The organism is Serratia sp. Tan611 (genome assembly GCF_905188235.1).
Classification (GTDB): Bacteria; Pseudomonadota; Gammaproteobacteria; order Enterobacterales; family Enterobacteriaceae; genus Serratia_B; species Serratia_B rhizosphaerae.
This window is the reverse complement of record NZ_LR994655.1, coordinates 3,666,453-3,683,067: the sequence shown is the minus strand read 5'-3', so window position 1 is coordinate 3,683,067 and position 16,615 is coordinate 3,666,453. Positions and strand designations below refer to the sequence as shown.

General features: G+C 53.1%; 12 protein-coding genes and 1 pseudogene. 7 read left to right on the top strand and 6 right to left on the bottom strand.

Features of this window, described 5'->3' with window-relative positions; translation table 11 throughout:
• Window positions 1-1,676: 1,676 nt before the first annotated feature.
• A pseudogene (locus TAN611_RS17380) lies at window positions 1,677-2,010 on the bottom strand (transposase); the annotation flags it as partial.
• Window positions 2,011-2,495: 485 nt separating this feature from the next.
• On the opposite strand from TAN611_RS17380, the gene TAN611_RS17375 reads away from it, so the two are divergent.
• The 3 genes from TAN611_RS17375 to TAN611_RS17365 all read left to right on the top strand — a co-directional run bounded on the left by TAN611_RS17375 (window position 2,496) and on the right by TAN611_RS17365 (window position 7,370).
• Complete coding sequence (locus TAN611_RS17375; RefSeq protein WP_197950134.1) at window positions 2,496-3,935, top strand: MFS transporter; 1,440 nt, start codon at window positions 2,496-2,498, stop codon at window positions 3,933-3,935.
• Window positions 3,936-3,982: 47 nt separating this feature from the next.
• Window positions 3,983-5,662: a glycoside hydrolase family 43 protein gene (locus TAN611_RS17370; protein WP_197950132.1), complete on the top strand. Its 1,680-nt coding sequence runs from the start codon at window positions 3,983-3,985 to the stop codon at window positions 5,660-5,662.
• 328 nt (window positions 5,663-5,990) lie between these two features.
• Window positions 5,991-7,370, top strand: coding sequence for a carbohydrate porin (locus TAN611_RS17365; protein ID WP_197950130.1), 1,380 nt, complete (start codon window positions 5,991-5,993; stop codon window positions 7,368-7,370).
• A gap of 85 nt (window positions 7,371-7,455) precedes the next feature.
• Here the strand turns inward: TAN611_RS17365 and TAN611_RS17360 are convergent, their stop codons facing one another.
• Window positions 7,456-8,340, bottom strand: coding sequence for a LysR family transcriptional regulator (locus tag TAN611_RS17360; RefSeq protein ID WP_203066798.1), 885 nt, complete (start codon window positions 8,338-8,340; stop codon window positions 7,456-7,458).
• Window positions 8,341-8,482: 142 nt separating this feature from the next.
• On the opposite strand from TAN611_RS17360, the gene TAN611_RS17355 reads away from it, so the two are divergent.
• Both TAN611_RS17355 and TAN611_RS17350 read left to right on the top strand, forming a co-directional pair.
• A complete protein-coding gene (locus TAN611_RS17355) occupies window positions 8,483-9,367 on the top strand; it encodes an MBL fold metallo-hydrolase (RefSeq protein WP_203066797.1) in 885 nt (294 codons plus the stop codon).
• Window positions 9,368-9,380: 13 nt separating this feature from the next.
• Window positions 9,381-10,352, top strand: coding sequence for an alpha/beta hydrolase (locus TAN611_RS17350; protein WP_203066796.1), 972 nt, complete (start codon window positions 9,381-9,383; stop codon window positions 10,350-10,352).
• 167 nt (window positions 10,353-10,519) lie between these two features.
• On the opposite strand, the gene TAN611_RS17345 is transcribed toward TAN611_RS17350, so the two are convergent.
• Window positions 10,520-11,719: an MFS transporter gene (locus TAN611_RS17345; protein WP_187044272.1), complete on the bottom strand. Its 1,200-nt coding sequence runs from the start codon at window positions 11,717-11,719 to the stop codon at window positions 10,520-10,522.
• A 175-nt stretch (window positions 11,720-11,894) separates the two neighbouring features.
• Here TAN611_RS17345 and TAN611_RS17340 point away from each other — a divergent pair, with 175 nt between their 5' ends.
• Complete coding sequence (locus TAN611_RS17340) at window positions 11,895-12,782, top strand: LysR family transcriptional regulator (protein WP_203066795.1); 888 nt, start codon at window positions 11,895-11,897, stop codon at window positions 12,780-12,782.
• 79 nt (window positions 12,783-12,861) lie between these two features.
• Here the strand turns inward: TAN611_RS17340 and TAN611_RS17335 are convergent, their stop codons facing one another.
• Window positions 12,862-14,100 carry an MFS transporter gene (locus tag TAN611_RS17335; protein ID WP_370576232.1) on the bottom strand — a complete coding sequence of 413 codons (1,239 nt, stop codon included), beginning with the start codon at window positions 14,098-14,100 and terminating at the stop codon, window positions 12,862-12,864.
• A gap of 104 nt (window positions 14,101-14,204) precedes the next feature.
• On the opposite strand from TAN611_RS17335, the gene TAN611_RS17330 reads away from it, so the two are divergent.
• A complete protein-coding gene (locus tag TAN611_RS17330) occupies window positions 14,205-14,651 on the top strand; it encodes a helix-turn-helix domain-containing protein (protein ID WP_105232156.1) in 447 nt (148 codons plus the stop codon).
• A gap of 18 nt (window positions 14,652-14,669) precedes the next feature.
• Here TAN611_RS17330 and TAN611_RS17325 read toward each other — a convergent pair whose 3' ends face one another.
• A complete protein-coding gene (locus tag TAN611_RS17325; protein ID WP_105232155.1) occupies window positions 14,670-15,638 on the bottom strand; it encodes a GlxA family transcriptional regulator in 969 nt (322 codons plus the stop codon).
• A gap of 103 nt (window positions 15,639-15,741) precedes the next feature.
• Window positions 15,742-16,521 carry an MBL fold metallo-hydrolase gene (locus TAN611_RS17320; protein WP_111736632.1) on the bottom strand — a complete coding sequence of 260 codons (780 nt, stop codon included), beginning with the start codon at window positions 16,519-16,521 and terminating at the stop codon, window positions 15,742-15,744.
• Window positions 16,522-16,615 lie beyond the last annotated feature (94 nt).

Genomic DNA, 16,615 nt, shown 5'->3' with positions numbered 1-16,615 from the left:
CTTTGGAGTAGTCCTCCAGAGCGGCAGAAAATGATCGGTGAGTTCATCGCTGAGGGGCCCGTCCATTCGACGTTTTTGATTTTCGCCCACCGGATACCGTCGTTGTGGGCCATACAGCGCGGTGTTCGGTCGATCAGGAAAATCAGAAAGATTGAGATGAGAGGGTCAGGAGGTTCTACTGAACCCGTCGTTATCGGTGCGTGGTATTTTTTATGGCATTATATTGACGGATATTTATAAGTTATTGTTCTTAATTTTAATTATTTGATAGTTAATAATAGAGTGAGAATGATTTAGCAGCCAGCACGTATAAGCAGTAAAAACATCTACAAGCCCGCGTAACTGCGGGATTTTTTTCGTGCCTGGTAATGATTAGCAAATTCTAGCATTGGCAAACACCATTTTGGGAAATAGTTATTGGTATTACACGTCCTCTATACCAATGTTCGAACCTGTACGACACTACTTCAATAAAGCGTATAGCGCAGTGGAAACAGCGTATTCCTAGTTAAATTTATCGCTGTCCGCCTGCTAGGTCATGCTTCCGCCAAGTTTAAAATCAAGGGCAGACCCTGACACACTGTGTTCCTTGGCCAAGGTTTCGATTTTCGCCCGCACCTTGTCAATTTCAGTAGGCGTCGCATACCATTTATTGGCGACATTCTTACCTTCCACATAAAAATCGAATCCGCACTCGTTTTGAAGTGTTTTAAAATTTTCTTAAATACATAAAATACTTAATTGAAAAAATGATGTTAGTCCTGAGGTGGGTACGTATCGCCACCGAGAGAAACGAGTACATATTTGTTATCCTTCTGCCAACCACTGTTCAAAGTTTTATGGACTACCCCTTTTTATTCTTCCCCGCCGGCTTGAGGGGAACTGGTTTATATTTACCAAATATTCTCACGCCACCGTGTGAACATTTATTGTTTTCATTATTTACCCAACCTAACTCATTGAGATAAGTAAGGTAATGTGATGAAAGGATTCTCTGGAGTCCGCGTTGCAAGCGGAAGTTTTTTTAAAATGGTCATCCCATATCTAATAATATAGAAAATTATTTAACTTAGGGAGTTAAAATGAATTATTTGTTTTCTAGGATGGTTATTTGTATCATATCTGCTAATATCTGCCTGCGCACTAGGCCCTTTAGGGACTAAACGTTATCAACCCTACGCTGCGACGGATTCCTCTGTTATTTACACTCAGGTCAATGAAAAAAATCAAGGATTAATTTATTTAAAGAGGTTTATTAAAGAAATCGATTACTATGAGGAAGTTGAGACTGTTTATATTAGCAATGATTTTATGTAAGGAGCGGTTAATCTACTTTTTGGAAGTAGAATTAAACCCAATCAATATTTGTTGATTTATGTTATAGATAATTAAAGTGGCGTTCGAATCTACGGTAGCGTGGCATTCGTCCCAGAAGTGTTGGGATTAATTATCGCGGGGTGGTTGAGATTCCTCAAGAGTTAAAAATATCAGACAGCGATGATTTATATTAAATCTACGAAAAATATAAAAACAAACCAGCGAAAAAATGGAATGTCTGTGATGACATGTGTAAGTTTTGGTTTGCAAAATTAATGGGGGCATAACCCATTGCTGTTACCTGGACGCAGCAAGGTAACTTTTGGGGGCTTGTTGCGATGTGGAGACAGTCCATTATTTATCACCGGCCAGATGGCGTGGTGTTTATTGATAAAGCGGTACTTCAGTCGGACCCCCTTGCAAAGTACCATGCGGTCTTTGCAAGGATATCCCGTTCTTCTTCGGTACGTTTTAACTGTGCCCTGAGCTTCAGGAGTTCGCTTTTGGCCTCGAGTAAATCACGGGCATGCTTCTCTGCTCGTTGTTATCGGGTTTGATAGCCCGCATCCACTTGTAGAGACTGTGTGCGGAAAAGCAGAGACGGTCAGACATTTCGGCAAGGGAATAGCCAAGCTCCGTGATTTTCCGGACAGTTTCTTCCTTAAATTCGGGTGTAAATTGTGGTGTGCCCATACGCTCTTCCTATGCTCAAAATATATGACAGGATCGTCTGGCGGCATAGGGGAAGTCCAGTTTTCGCCCCCGGCTGGTGGCTGGTTTTCATTATCCTGTATCTCCCCGACTAAGTGCTCAATTACGTTATCTCACTTTGTGATTAATAGAATGCTCAAATGTGAACCATATCTCAAAAAATACGGCCATCTATTTAACGTGTTAATAGCCATATCGGGCGTTCACTTTTCGGTAGAAACCGAAGGAATTAAACAACGTGCTGGTTTTTCAGGCCAGGTTCAGCGACAGTGGACATGGCCGGTGAGTTGCCAATCGCCCCGTTGGCTATAGGCCTATATAAGGCCTTTGTCACCGTGCTCACGGAAATAAAAAAACATAATTAATAAGTACAAAAACGTAATAGATCACCAGCCGTAATCTGTGTCAGAAAGTATTCCGCGTTCACAAAATAGGCAGGAGATGTGATAAAAATGAGTGGAAACATAATGCAAAGTCAGCACGATGAGTATCATAAACTAACGCGTGGAGAACGCATTGGTTATGGGCTGGGTGACTTTGCCCAAAATCTTGTTTTTGGGACAATAGGCGGTTTTCTTGCTCTACACATGTTGACTGTTAATGCAATCAGCACCGCAGCCGCGGGGTTTATATTTCTTTTTGTCAGAATTATCAATGTGTTTTGGGACCCGATGGTCGGAACTTTTGTTGATAAAAGGAGTTCAGTGTCCGGGAAATACCGTCCCTGGCTGCTAAGAGCCGGTATTCCACTCGTTATTCTCTCCGCCTTGCTGTTTGCACCTATTCCTGAAGTGCGTGGCTCCGTACCTTTTGCCTTCGTCGTTTATCTGGCGCTGGATTTGGTTTATTCGGTGGTAAATATTCCGTATGGTTCTCTTAATGCTTCATTAACCAGAGATCCTGCGTCAATCGATAAGCTGACGAGTACGCGCATGATGCTGGCCAATAGCGCCAACCTTCTTGTCTATACCTTATTTCCCATGTTCGTACAAATGGCTGCCCCCAAAGATCGCAGCATCAAGGATACCGGGTTTTTCGGGCTTAAGCTGGAACTGGGGAACTATACCGATCCGTCCGCCAGCTACGCGTGGTTTGGCGTTTATTCTGTGTATATGATCGTCGGGGCGGTGGCGCTTTTCCTGTGTTATAAATTAACCAAAGAACGCGTTGTCGCCACGGTAGAGCAATCTGCCAATGTAAAAGCGACGGATTTATTCCTTGAACTCAAAAATAACCGGCCGCTTGTTATTCTCGGCGTGTTTTTTATGCTGGCCTTTACCTTCATGTTTTTCATGAACACGGTTAATGGTTTTTTCAATCAGTTTGTTGTCGGCCATTCGGAATGGATGGGCGCCGTTGGTCTTGTCGCCTCAATTCCAGGCATTTTATTCCCGATTTTTTGGCCAAGACTTAAGAAAATATTTGGTAAAAAAGGGTTCTTCCACCTTTTTCTTGGCATGTTTATCGTGGGGGAATTGCTGACATACATCTGGTCACTCGATGGCATGCATGATGAACTCTGGCTAGCTTATATCGCAACATTTATTAAACAGTGGGGGTTAACGTCGGCGACCGGCTTTATGTGGGCGCTTGTCCCAGAGGTTATTGCGTATGGTGAATTAAAATCAGGCAAGCGAAACGCCGCAATTATTAATGCCATTATGGGGCTTTTTTTCAAAGTCGGCTTTACTCTTGGCGGCGCCATTCCGCTTTGGCTGCTGGCCGCTTATGGCTTTAACGAAGTCGCTGCCCAACAAGATGCAAACGCTATTGCTGGAATCAATATGACGGCGATTTGGATCCCGATAGCGCTAGCCTTTGTGTCGATGATCGTTATTCAATGCTATCCCATCTCAGATAAAAACATCACGGATATCAACCGTCAGCTCGATGAAATACGCATATAATTAAATGATTGATAAATAAGATAAATTTATTAAGAAGGTAAAGCCCTATGTCACTGATTCAAAACCCTATATTGCCTGGATTTAATGCAGACCCAAGTATTATCCGCGTCGAGGACACTTACTATATCGCAAATTCGACCTTTGAGTGGTTCCCCGGCGTTCGTTTACATGCGTCAAAAGACCTGGAGCACTGGCGTCTTCTGCCGAGTCCATTGTCTACAACGGCGCTTTTGCAGATGAAAGGGAACCCTTCATCAGGTGGGATCTGGGCTCCGGCTCTCTCTTATGCCGATGGCAAATTCTGGTTGGTTTATACGGATGTGAAAGTCACCGAGGGCGCCTTTAAAGACATGACCAACTACCTGACCACCGCAACGGATATCCGTGGTCCATGGGCCGATCCCATCAAACTGAATGGCGTCGGTTTTGATGCTTCGCTTTTCCACGACGATAATGGCCGTAAATACCTGGTGCAACAAACCTGGGACCACCGAGAGTACCGCCACCCTTTTAACGGCATTACGTTAACTGAATTTGATGCCGATACGCTGAAATTAAAACCGGAAACGGCGCGCACCATTTATCGGGGCACTGCGGTTGCGCTGGTTGAAGGGCCACACCTCTACAAACTGAACGGATACTATTATCTTTTTGCCGCTCAGGGGGGAACCGTCTTTACCCATCAGGAGGTTGTTGCCCGTTCAACCAGCCTGGACGCCGACAGTTTTGTAACGGCTCCGGGGGAGGTCTTCTTAACCAACGTAGATACTCCGGACAGCTATATCCAAAAACAGGGCCACGGCAGTCTGGTGTCAACCCCCGAAGGTGAATGGTATTACGCCTCACTCTGCGCGCGCCCCTGGAACCATGCCGGTGAGTCTGTCTACGATCCGCGCGGGTGGTCAACGCTTGGCCGGGAAACGTCGATTCAAAAAGTTTATTGGGATGAAGAGGGTTGGCCACGTATTGAGGGCGGCCACGGAGGCAAAACCTTTGTCGAAGGGCCAAAAGGTGCCGTTGGTAGCCACAGCGCAAGGGATCATAATCAGCAAGATGATTTTAAATCGTCGACGCTCGATCTCAACTGGAATACGCTCCGCGTTCCGTTCACCGAAAAAATGGGTACAACAGGCGACGGAAAATTGACGTTAATCGGACAAGGTTCTTTAGCGAATACTCATGACCTGTCGCTTATTGCCCGGCGCTGGCAGGCCTTCTATTTTGATGCGCAGGTTAAAGTTAAATTCAATCCATTTAATTACCAGCAAATGGCAGGCTTGACGAATTACTATAACGATCGTCACTGGAGCTTTGTATTCATTACCTGGAATGAAATTAATGGTGCGGTTATCGAGGTAAGTGAGAACAATCGTGGTAAATATACCTCGTATCTGAAAGAGGATGCCATAAAAATTCCGGAAGGTAGTGAGTATGTCTGGTTCCGCACAAAAGTAAGAAAGGAAAGTTATACCTATGAGTATAGCTTTGATGGGATTAACTTCACTGAGATTCCGGTCACCCTGGATGCCGCTGTTCTTTCTGACGACTATGTATTGCAAAGCTATGGCGGGTTCTTTACCGGTGCGTTTGTCGGCCTGGCGGTCGTAGACTACTCCGGCTATGCCGCCAGCGCAGAGTTTTATAATTTCGCCTATCAGGAACATGGTGATTCGTTAATGGCAAATGGCAGTTATAGCTGGGAAGCCAGTGAATCACGCTTTAATTAAAGGCAAAAGTTGTAATTAAGATAATAAGTACAGCGTCAGTCGGGGGACAATTCGTCCCTGACTGATTATGCGCACCCTCTGTGAAATTAACGCGGGTGCTGGCAGCGAAGTGTCCGATAGATACCTTACCGACCTGTTAACTGTTGGCATGACGTAATCACGTCCGTCAATATCTGATTATTCTGACTACGGAGGATATTATTACGCCGATGTAATCACTGTACCTCTGAGAAATAAAAATAGAATCAACTTGTTTTGGTGGCGTCATTTCTATTGGCACCAGAACGGGATGGTTATTTTCTTAAAATATAATGAATTTGAGATAGCCATGAAAACTGTAAATAAAATCCCTTTAGCTATGGCGGCTATCGCCGCGCTGTGCCCTGTTTCCGTACTGGCGCAGGAATTCACCCAGGAACAGATTGACGCCATCGTGGCTAAAGCGGTCGATAAAGCGTTGGCCGAACGGCAGGTGAAAATTGACGCCGCAGCCGATAAAAAGATTGATGTTATTACCACCCCGCAGACCACCGCGGCCTCGCCGGATTTGGCGATTCCATTCGGCCTTAAGTTCAGCGGCTATGCCCGCTATGGCGCCCACTTCCAGACCGGCGATCAGAAATATGTCGGCGTCGACGGTTCCTATAACGGCGCCTCGGCGATCGGCCGTCTGGGTAACGAAAGCAACGGCGGCGAATTCCAGATCAGCAAAGCTTTCAAAAGCGCCCAAGGGGCGATCTGGGATATTAATGTCATGTTTGACCACTGGAGTGACGAGGTGAACCTGAAAAAGGCCTACGTGGGCGTCACTAACGTGCTCGAATCCAACCCGAATGCCTACCTCTGGGCCGGCCGGGACTTCCACCAACGTCCGCAGCAGGGGATCAACGATTACTTCTGGATGAACCACGACGGCCAGGGAGCCGGGGTGAAGAACTTTGATATTGGCGGCGTACTGTTTGACGTGGCGGCGGTGTCGCAGGTGGAATCCTGCAGCCCGGAAGTGATGGCCGATGAGACGAACCCGTCACGCATCACCTGCACGGGCAGCTCCGATACCGGCGACAACGGCCACTACGCGCTGACCACCAAAACCCACGGCATCAAGGCCGGGCCGATCGACGTTGAAGTGTACGCCAACTACGGCTTTGACTCGAAAGCGGTGGATAGCGACGAGCGGCTCGATGCCTGGCAGGGCGGACTGGTGCTGAGCCACACCAACGACAGCGGGGTGAACAAGCTCATCCTGCGCTACTCCGACAACGCGGATAACAGCGTCTACAACAAAACCGACGACCTGACCACGGTCTACGCCAGCTTCGAGGGCAGCCATAAATTCACCCAGCAGGCGCAGATCGAATATCTGCTGGCCTTCCATGATTACGACAACGGCAAGGACAACACCGACAACCGTAAAAACTACGGCGCCATCGTGCGGCCGATGTATTTCTGGAACGATGTGCACTCCACCTGGCTGGAAGCTGGCTACCAGCGCGTGGATTATGATCGGGGCGGCGATAACAAGGGCTGGAAGCTGACGCTGTCGCAGAACATCGCCATCGGCATGGGGCCGGAGTTCCGTCCGATGCTGCGCTTCTACGTGACCGGTGGCCAGGTGGATAACCAGCATACCGCCAACGTCGAGGGCACCAGCAATGAGCGGCTGGATTCGCTGAATATCGGCGGCATGTTTGAGGCGTGGTTCTAAGTTGGGGTGATAACCCCCTCACGCCTTACGGGGGGGATTCACCACCGGGCGAGGCTCCGGCTGCCCTGTCTCCCCCGGGCCGGAGTCACTCGCCTGCGTTAAACACGCTTCTGGCCCACTCAATAAAAATACGCACTTTAGAGGGCAACTGACGATTTTCCGGCCAGGCGATATGTATCGGTATCGGCGTGTTGTGCCAGTCAGGGAACAGCTCAACCATTTGCCCGTTTGACAGATATTCCTCAACCAGAAACCGGTATGTCGTCACTACGCCCAAGCCATTAAGCGCGGCTGTACGCGCGCCCATTGAATCATTCACCGCAAACTGCCACTGCGCGCTGACTCTTTCTGTCTGACCGTCACGATAAAGCTCATTAACTACCATTTGTCCGGTGCGGGGCGAAACAATCTGCACCAGCGTATGCCCCAGAGCCAGGTCGGCAGGATGCACCGGCAGTCCGGTGCGCTCAATATATTGACGGCTGGCGCAGGTCACCTGCGGCAGCTCCCCTAAAGAGCGGGCAATCAGCGAGTCGTTATACAGCTCACCAATCCGTATGACACAATCAATATTCTGTTCGATCAGATTGGCCGTTCGGTTGCCGACGCTGACCTCGATCTGGATATCGGGATAGCGGGCCAGGAAATCGGGCAACGCCGGTATCACCAGGCAATAGGCCAGGGCGTTCGGTATCTCTACGCGTATTTTCCCCCGTGGTTGCATTGCTGACATCTGCACGTTGCTATCCAGAATGTCGAGGCTTTCCAGCAACCGTAACGTCCCCTGATAGTAAATCCGCCCCTGCTCGGTCAGGTTTAGCGTACGCGAAGTGCGGTTAAGCAGCTTCACGCCCAGCTCATGCTCCAGTGCCTGGATATGCCTGGTGATGGTGGACTTGGGGATATTGAGCCGCCCGGCAGCGCTGACAAAAGAGCCGGAATCCACCACCCGGACAAAAGAGCGCATCATTGTAAGCCTATCCAATCTTGTTTACCTCAGCCTATCGTTGCGAAATCTGCAACCATCCATCCCCGCCACCTATCTTGTTCTCGCGGGGTAAACCGGTAAGTATGAAACCTGTTATAGGGTGAACATGAAGGTGAGTAAAGTTATGTCTGTTATTACTACGCATAAAATCGGCCGTGCACGGATAAGCAAAATCCCGGAGCTGGCGTTGGAAAACATACCGGGATCGTTTCTCTATCCGCAATGGCAGGACGAGATCGCGCAAGACGCTGCAAAGGCATTGCCTGACGACTTTTTCTCCGATGGGTTTACCTCTCTGGCGCAAAGTACCCATAGCTGGTTATTGCAGGTCGACGGGCTAACCTTGCTGATTGATACGGCGTCCGGGAATGGGAAATCACGACCTCACAACCCGCTGTTCCACCAGCTGGATGTGCCGTATCTCGCCCGGCTTCGCGAGGCCGGCGTGGAGCCGGAGCAGGTAGACTATGTCTTTAATACCCACCTGCATGTCGATCATGTTGGCTGGAATACCGTGCTGCGTGAAGGTCGCTGGGTACCTACCTTTCCTAACGCACGCTATCTCTTTTCGCAGAAAGAGAGTGTGTTTTATGCAGATCCTCAAAACGTACGGCAGCCGAGCGAATTCGTTTATGAAGACAGCGTCGCCCCGGTTATCGCTGCCGGTGCGGATATGCGTATACGCAGCGATGACGATTTTCCATTGGCAGGTTTCCGGCTCCATTCCACGCCAGGACACAGCTATGACCACCTGTCGTTGAGTTTTACGTCAGAAGGTGAAACGGCCTTTTTCTGGGGAGATGTTATGCATCATCCGCTACAAATAGCGCTCCCTCAGTGGAATTCGGTGTTTTGTGAGTTTCCCGAACGGTCTCTGCATTCGCGCCGCCAAGCGCTGGAATTCGCCGTAGAGACGGGCGCAACCGTATTCACCACCCATTTCCCCGGCGCCTCGGCAGGGAAAATCGAAGCAAATGCTGAAGGCAAATTACGGTGGTTATCGTTATAGATGAGGAGCCAACATGTCTGAGCAGCAAATTTTTAGCGAAAGTTTTTTGATCCCTTCTGATACCCACGGTATTGAATTGAACGTTATCAGAAAATGTCTGGATAAAAACCAGACCTATGATGAATCAAAAACCTTATTGATGGTACACGGCGCAACGTATTCGTCCGGCAGTCTGTATGATACGCCGGTTGCGGGCGCCTCTTTTATGGATCATCTGGCCTACGCGGGGTTTGATGTGTACGCCGTAGATGTGCGGGGTTACGGTGGATCGACCCGCCCACAGGCGATGACACAGCCGACACGCTCTGGCCTGCCGCTGGGTCGTACGGAGACCGCGGTGCGTGATTTTACCTGCGCAGCGAACTTTCTGCTGAACACAAGACAACTGAAACAACTTAATATTTTTGGTATGTCCTGGGGAGGCACTATCGCTGCAACCTATACAACGAAAAATAACGAAAAAGTGCGCCGTCTCGGCCTGCTTGCGCCTCAATGGCTCAGCCATAAACCGGTTCCCATTGATTCCGGGGACGCATTGGGAGCCTGGCGTATCGTTAATATGCATGCGGCGAAGCAGCACTGGCTGAGCGGGGCGCCTGCCGACAAGCGTGATAGCCTGATCCCCGCAGGAACCTTTGACGCCTGGGTCGAGCGTACCTTACCTGATGAACCTGACGCAGAATTACGTGCGCATGCCTCATTTAAATCAGGCAATGGCCCTATTCAGGATATACGGGAATATTGGACAGCAAATAAGCCTTACTACGATCCGAAAGATATCGACGTCCCCGTCATTCTGATTCACGGTGAATGGGATATTGATGTGCCCATTGATTTAGCACAAGACTGGTTCCTGAGAGCAACCGGTTCACCAGAAAAAAGATGGGTTGAAATTGGTGAAGCGACGCACATGCTGATATTGGAAAAAAATCGGTTGTCGGCAATACACGCCCTAACGGATTTTATTTCTGCGCCCCGTTTGTGAGCGACGGGGAGAAGGCTTGCCTCCGTCAACTTATTCAGAACAGACAGGAACTCGTTGCCCCCGGCGTGGATTCCATCCGCGCAGGGGGCGCACCCTACCATCACAGGTTGCTGACATTATGCCCGCTGCTGAAGCCGGCATCGGAGCGTGCCGCAGCGGCCGTGGAATCAGCCTCTTATCTCCGCAACGGTCCGAGAGTCAGCGGCGCGACTGCGAGCGATCAGGGCCAGCAGCAGCGCCAGACCCAGCGTCGAGACGATGGCGCCGGTGACGCCCGTATAGCCGATGCCGACGGTACCGATCGTCACGCCGCCCAGCACTGAGCCCAGGGCGATGCCAGAGTTGAAGCCCGCGATGTTCAGACCTGCAGCGACGCCGTGGGCGTGCGGCGCATGCCGTTCGGCGATAGTGATAAGGCGGGCCTGCAGGGCCGGTACGGAAGCGAAGCTAAACAGGCCCAGCAAGGCAACCAGTATGCCCATGGCTACGGCCGAGGAGGCAAAGAGCCACATTCCCAGCACGACCAGGGCAATGGCGGAGATAACAATCACGCTGGCGCGGTTGACGCCCATACGGTCGGTTATCTTGCCGCCGATGACGTTGCCGATGGCCGCCAACACGCCGTAGGCCAGCATAAACAGGCTGACGGTGGCGGCGCTAACCTGCGTCACGTCGGTCAGCAGCGGCGCGATAAAGGTGTAGGCCGTGAATGAACCGGCATAGCCCAGGACGGTGACCAAGGCAGCCAGCAACAGGGTCGGGTGGAAGATAGCCTTCAGGGCCTGCGCAACGGACTCACTACCTGCATGTTCCCCATTTCTGGGTGGCTCCTTCATCCCCAGCAGCAGGCCCAGAAAACCCAAGGCGCCGAATGCGGCAATCGCGCCGAGTACCGGTCGCCAGGTATTTATACCGCCCAGATAAGTACTGATGGGGACGCCGATCGCCATGGCTATCGTGAAGCCGCCGAATACCACCGCGACGGCGCTGCCGGCTTTCTTTGCGCCGACGAGGCGCGCTGCCGTGCTGGAGGCGACCGCGAGGAACAGACCGTGTCCGAGCCCGGCAATAAAGCGCGCAATCAGCATCATCGAGATGCTGGTGGCAAGCGCCGCGGCCAGACTGCCAATGGTGAAGACCAGCATCGTCGTCAGCATGGTCCGCTTGCGGGACCAGTTGGCCGTTAAGGCGGTCAGCACCGGTGCGGCAAAGGTTGCGCCCAGGGCATACCAGGTCACTGCGCGGCCGACGTGTTCGACGCTGACGTTCAGGTTTTGGGCAATAACGTCAGTCAGGCCGATAGGAACGAATTCAGCCAGGCCCAGCGCAAAGGCGCTGAGCGTAAAAATATAGACGATGAGCGGCATGACAATCTCTCTTGATGAATCAGGGTAAACGGCCATTGGCCGCCGTTGGCCAGCAGAGTAGAGAGCGTTGTGAAATATGAGAAATTATTATTTAATCTATCAGTGATAAATATTTTTATGCCTTGGCGCGCCGAGGCCTGACGATGCACCGGCGCGGCTGAAAGGAAGACGATACATGAGCCATCTCGACCATCTGCGCACCTTTATCGAGGCCTACCGGTTACAGTCGTTCTCGCGGGCGGCCGAGTCCCTGGGCATGACGCAGCCTGCGGCATCGCTGCACATTCAGGCGCTGGAAGCCTTTGTCGGTAAGCCGCTGTTTGTACGGCGCGCACGCGGCGTTACCGCAACGGAAGCGGCTGATGAGCTGGCGCGGGCGATCGGCCCGATGATTGATGGGTTGGAAACCAGGATGGCCTCCTACCGCAGCGGCGGCGAACTGGGGGGAACGGTGCATATTGCCGGGCCGTCTGATTTCATCTATTCCAGAATCGCGGCGGGACTGGCCCCGCTGTTGGGACAAGGGTTTCGTATCCGGGTTCATACCGGCAACCGGGAACGTATCTACGCACTGTTAAATAATGCCACGGCCGATCTGGCGATTACCGCCTCGATGCCGGATGAGCGTTCACATGGCTTTGCCCGGCTGCTGACAGAGCGCTTTCTGCTGGTGTCGGCGCCAGAGATGGCTGAACAGCTGGGGCCGCACCCTACTGCAGAACAGTTTGCCGGCCTCCCGCTGATTGCGTTTGACGAGGATCTGCCTCTGATTCGGCCTGTCTGGACCGCGCTGTTTCAATTGGCGCCAACCCTGCAGGCGGCGTTAACCATTCCCGAGCTGCGCATCATTCAGGATCTGGTGATTAAAGGGCAGGGCTGGAGCGTGCTGCCTGACTATCAGTGCGTTGATGCGCTGGCATCGGGAACGTTGGTGTCCCTCACCCCGGCTGAAGATGCGCCGACCAACAATCTGTATCTGGTGTGGAATAAGGCATCAATGCGTAATCCGCGCATCGTGCACGTACGTGATTTTATCCTCGGCCTGTTTGGCGGGGGGCAATGACTGACCTTTGGCCTACTGCAACGTTGTCTGCTATTAAGCGGCACCAACCTGCACTCTTGCGGGTTTTGTGACCCTGATATTATGCGGTGGCTTTCGTCCCGTAATGTCGTGTTAGCCACCAGAATACCAGCGCCAGCAGGCTGACCGCAGCGCCGAGCAGGCACACGCCCCGCCAGCCGGCGTAGGCGTAGGTCGCCGTGGTGCTGATGGCGCCCAGGCCGCTGCCGAGCGCGTAGAACAACATGTAGAGGCCGACCAGCCGGCTCTGGGCCTCAGGACGCGCGCGGAAAATCATGCTCTGATTGGTGACGTGCAGCGCCTGTCCCCCCAAATCAAGCAGTACGATGCCGATCATCAGTGCGCCCAGCGACCAGGCCATCAGCGACAGCGGCCACCAGGCCAGCAGCAGTGCCGCCAGCGCCGCCGCGCTGGTGCGTTGGGCATATCCCCGGTCGGCCCAGTGGCCGGCTCGCACGGCAGCCAGCGCGCCAATCGCGCCGACCAGGCCAAAAGCGCCGATGGCGGTGTGCGAGAAGCCGTAAGGCGGCGCGCTCAACGGCAATACCAGCGCGCTCCAGAAGATATTGAACGCGGCAAACATCAGCAGCGCCAGCATGCCGCGCACTTGCAGTACTTTTTCCTCCCGCAGCAGCGTCAGCATTGAGACGATCAGGCTTAGGTAGCGCATCTTGGGCTGCGTGGCCGGAAGGCGTGGCAGCCTTCGCCAAAGCGGCAGCGCGATCGCCAGCATCAGCACGGCGGCGCACAGGTAGACGCCGCGCCAGCCCGCCAGATCGCTGATGCCTCCGGCAAACACCCGCGCCAGCAGCAGGCCGATAAACACGCCGCTTTGCGCCGCCCCCACGACGCGCCCTTGCTCATGCGGTGCAGCGGCGCTTGCGGCATAGGCGATCAACCCCTGCGTCATCGCGGTACCCAGCAGGCCTACGGCGAGCATGCCCGTCAGCAGGGCGGGCGCGGAGCGCGCCAACCCCACCGCGACAAGCGTGGCCGCGAGAGCAAACAGCTGTAGCGTGATAAGGCGGCGGCGATCCAGCCGGTCGCCCAGCGGTACCAGCAATAGCAGAGCCAGGGCGCAGCCGAGCTGCGTGGCGGTGATCACGCCGCCGACGGCCGCATGGCTGATGCCGAAGTCCAGCGCCAGCGCATCAAGCAAAGGCTGCGCGTAATAGACGTTCGCCACGCTCAGCCCGCTGGCGACGGCGAACAGCCACACCAGGCTGCCGGGCATCTTTACCGGCTGAGCCTGCATATCGTTTGGGGGGGAGGGTAACGGCGATGCCAGAGAAGTCTTCATATTCCAACGTCCTTTCAGCCTGGTTTCAAAATGAAACTGATTGAATGCTAGGCTATGAAGTTTTAAAATGCAACCAGAATCCGGCCGGATATTGAGGAGATGCCATGCCGCCCCGTAAACCGATGAACGATGAACCCTGCCCGGTAGCGCGCGGCGTCGATCTGATTGGCGACCGCTGGTCGCTGCTGATCGTTCGCGATGCCTTTGATGGCATGCGCCGCTTCGGGGATTTTCAGCGCAGCCTGGGGATGGCGCGCAATATTCTTGCCGACCGGTTACGTAAGCTGGTTGAGGCCGGCGTACTCGAGATGCAGGGCGCGTCAGATGGTTCGGCGTATCAGGAATATGTGCTGACGGACAGGGGGGAGAGCCTGTTTCCCGTGGTGGTGGCGCTACGGCAATGGGGAGAACGGCACCTGTTCGCGCAGGGTGAACGGCATTCGCTGCTCATTGATAAGCGTAGCGGCGAACCGGTGCCTTTTATGGCCCCGACAGCGCAGGACGGCAGCGTGCTGGCGGCAAGCGAGGCCGAGGTGCGCAAGATAAAGTAAAGATGATGCCGGGCGTGTTCAGCCGGCATCAATGGCAGCGGGGCCGCGAAAGGCCCGGCGCCATTCACTGGGGCTGACGCCAAACCGGGTCTTGAAACTTTGCCTGAAAGACACGGGGGACTGAAACCCTGCCTCATCCGCCACGCTTTCAATGCTGTTATTGGTCGTTTCCAGCAGTTCCTGGCTTCGTTGCAGGCGTTCGGCATTGAGCCACTCGCCCAGCGGGATGCCGGTGGCTTTCACAAAGTGGCGCGTCAGCGTGCGCCTGCTCATATTGACAAAGCGGGCCAGCGAGTCGAGATCGTGCGGCTTAGCCAGGTTACGCCGCAGATAATCGATAAGCTCGTTGATTTTGCCGTCGCGGGTATTTACCGGAATGGGGCGTTCAATAAACTGAGCCTGTCCGCCCTCCCGGTATGGGGGGACCACCATTCTTCTGGCGACCCGGTTGGCAATGGCGGTGCCGTAATGGTCACGGACAATATTGAGGCAGCAATCGATACCGGCCGCCGTACCGGCAGAGGTAATCAGACGTTCATCGGTGGTGTACAGCGAGTTGCTGTCCAGATGAACCTCCGGGAAGCGCTGCGTGAAGTCGCTTTCATATTCCCAATGCGTTGCCGCGCGGTGCCGATCAAGCAAGCCGCTGTAGGCCAGCACGTAAGTGCCAAGACACAGGCCGACCACTTCAGCGCCACGCTGCCAGGTGCTGACCAGTTTATCCAGCAGTAATTGAGAGGGTTTTTCATCCGGATCGTGCCAGAAGGGCACGATAACAATATCCGCGCTGTCGAGTCGCTCCAGTCCATGTTCCACATTGATGGACAGGCCAATATCCGACAGGACGACACCTGGCGTTTCCGCGCAGATATCTACCTGAAAGAGATCCGGTTCCGGCATCGCCGTGCCAAACAGAATACAGGGCACCGAAAAATGAAACGGACTGAACCCATTGGTGACAATCACCGCTACTTTCAGCGCAGACATCGTGAACCTCACAGTTGTTGTGACCGATCGTTTTCGGCAGGCTGCGGCATACCCGCAGCCTGTCAGCATGATATTTTACCGCAGAATCGGCAGGGTGGCTGAATTAGAACGTCAGGGTTTCGCCATCGGCCGGAATCAGCACCTTATCTTCAATACCGTGTTCAAGCGTATATTCGCGTAACTCCGCGCGGGTCAGCAGGCAGTGGTTAATGGACTCCATATGGGAAGCCACGACGGTTGTTTCAGGCAGTATCTGCAGCGTGCGCAGCGTATCCTCTTTACCCATAATGATCGAACCGTAGTCATTGATAACGGCATCCCCGGTATTCAGCACCACAACATCCGGTTGGAAGCGCTGCAGGCTTCTGACATACGGTTTTACCCAAATGGTATCGCCGGCAATATAAAGCGTTTTTTCATCGTGATGGGTAAATACCAGGCCGCATGCGTCACCCAGCAAATCAGCCATAACGCTATCGGCATACAGATCGTTGCTGCCGTGTTGGCCGTCGGTGGTGAAAATCGTCAGCCCGTCAACGAAGCGGTTTTCGCTTTCAAGCGCCCGGACGTTGAGGAACCCCTGGGAACGGATCAGGGCGGCATCGCTCTCGTTCTGGGTATAAATCAGCATGTCTTTCGGCACTAACTGCTGCGCCGCCTCATCCCAGTGGTCGGTATGGGTATGGGTGATAATCACCGCATCAACGTCCAGCAGTTCTTCAATGGCGACGGGCAAGGCTACCATCGGATTGCGCAGATGCGAGCGCGCGCTGCCGGCAAAGCCGTCCCAGGCATCCTTTTCCGCGAGCATCGGGTCAATCAGGAATTTTTTACCGGCGTATTCCAGCACCAGCGTGGCATTGCGGATTTGAGTCAGTTTCATGTTTGCTCCGGGGTTCATCTTGTTAACAGGTGCGGCCGCCGCGATAGCGTGTTGTTCCGGCAGTGGCTGCGAGGTGTTTTACTTTACGGGGAGG

What these genes read in the sequence shown, in the direction of transcription:
- TAN611_RS17375 (WP_197950134.1), top strand. Translation starts at nt 2,496, where the DNA reads ATGCAAAGTCAGCACGATGAGTATCATAAACTAACGCGTGGAGAACGC.
- TAN611_RS17370 (WP_197950132.1), top strand. Translation starts at nt 3,983, where the DNA reads ATGTCACTGATTCAAAACCCTATATTGCCTGGATTTAATGCAGACCCA.
- TAN611_RS17365 (WP_197950130.1), top strand. Translation starts at nt 5,991, where the DNA reads ATGAAAACTGTAAATAAAATCCCTTTAGCTATGGCGGCTATCGCCGCG.
- TAN611_RS17360 (WP_203066798.1), bottom strand. Translation starts at nt 8,340, where the DNA reads ATGATGCGCTCTTTTGTCCGGGTGGTGGATTCCGGCTCTTTTGTCAGC.
- TAN611_RS17355 (WP_203066797.1), top strand. Translation starts at nt 8,483, where the DNA reads ATGTCTGTTATTACTACGCATAAAATCGGCCGTGCACGGATAAGCAAA.
- TAN611_RS17350 (WP_203066796.1), top strand. Translation starts at nt 9,381, where the DNA reads ATGTCTGAGCAGCAAATTTTTAGCGAAAGTTTTTTGATCCCTTCTGAT.
- TAN611_RS17345 (WP_187044272.1), bottom strand. Translation starts at nt 11,719, where the DNA reads ATGCCGCTCATCGTCTATATTTTTACGCTCAGCGCCTTTGCGCTGGGC.
- TAN611_RS17340 (WP_203066795.1), top strand. Translation starts at nt 11,895, where the DNA reads ATGAGCCATCTCGACCATCTGCGCACCTTTATCGAGGCCTACCGGTTA.
- TAN611_RS17335 (WP_370576232.1), bottom strand. Translation starts at nt 14,100, where the DNA reads ATGAAGACTTCTCTGGCATCGCCGTTACCCTCCCCCCCAAACGATATG.
- TAN611_RS17330 (WP_105232156.1), top strand. Translation starts at nt 14,205, where the DNA reads ATGCCGCCCCGTAAACCGATGAACGATGAACCCTGCCCGGTAGCGCGC.
- TAN611_RS17325 (WP_105232155.1), bottom strand. Translation starts at nt 15,638, where the DNA reads ATGTCTGCGCTGAAAGTAGCGGTGATTGTCACCAATGGGTTCAGTCCG.
- TAN611_RS17320 (WP_111736632.1), bottom strand. Translation starts at nt 16,521, where the DNA reads ATGAAACTGACTCAAATCCGCAATGCCACGCTGGTGCTGGAATACGCC.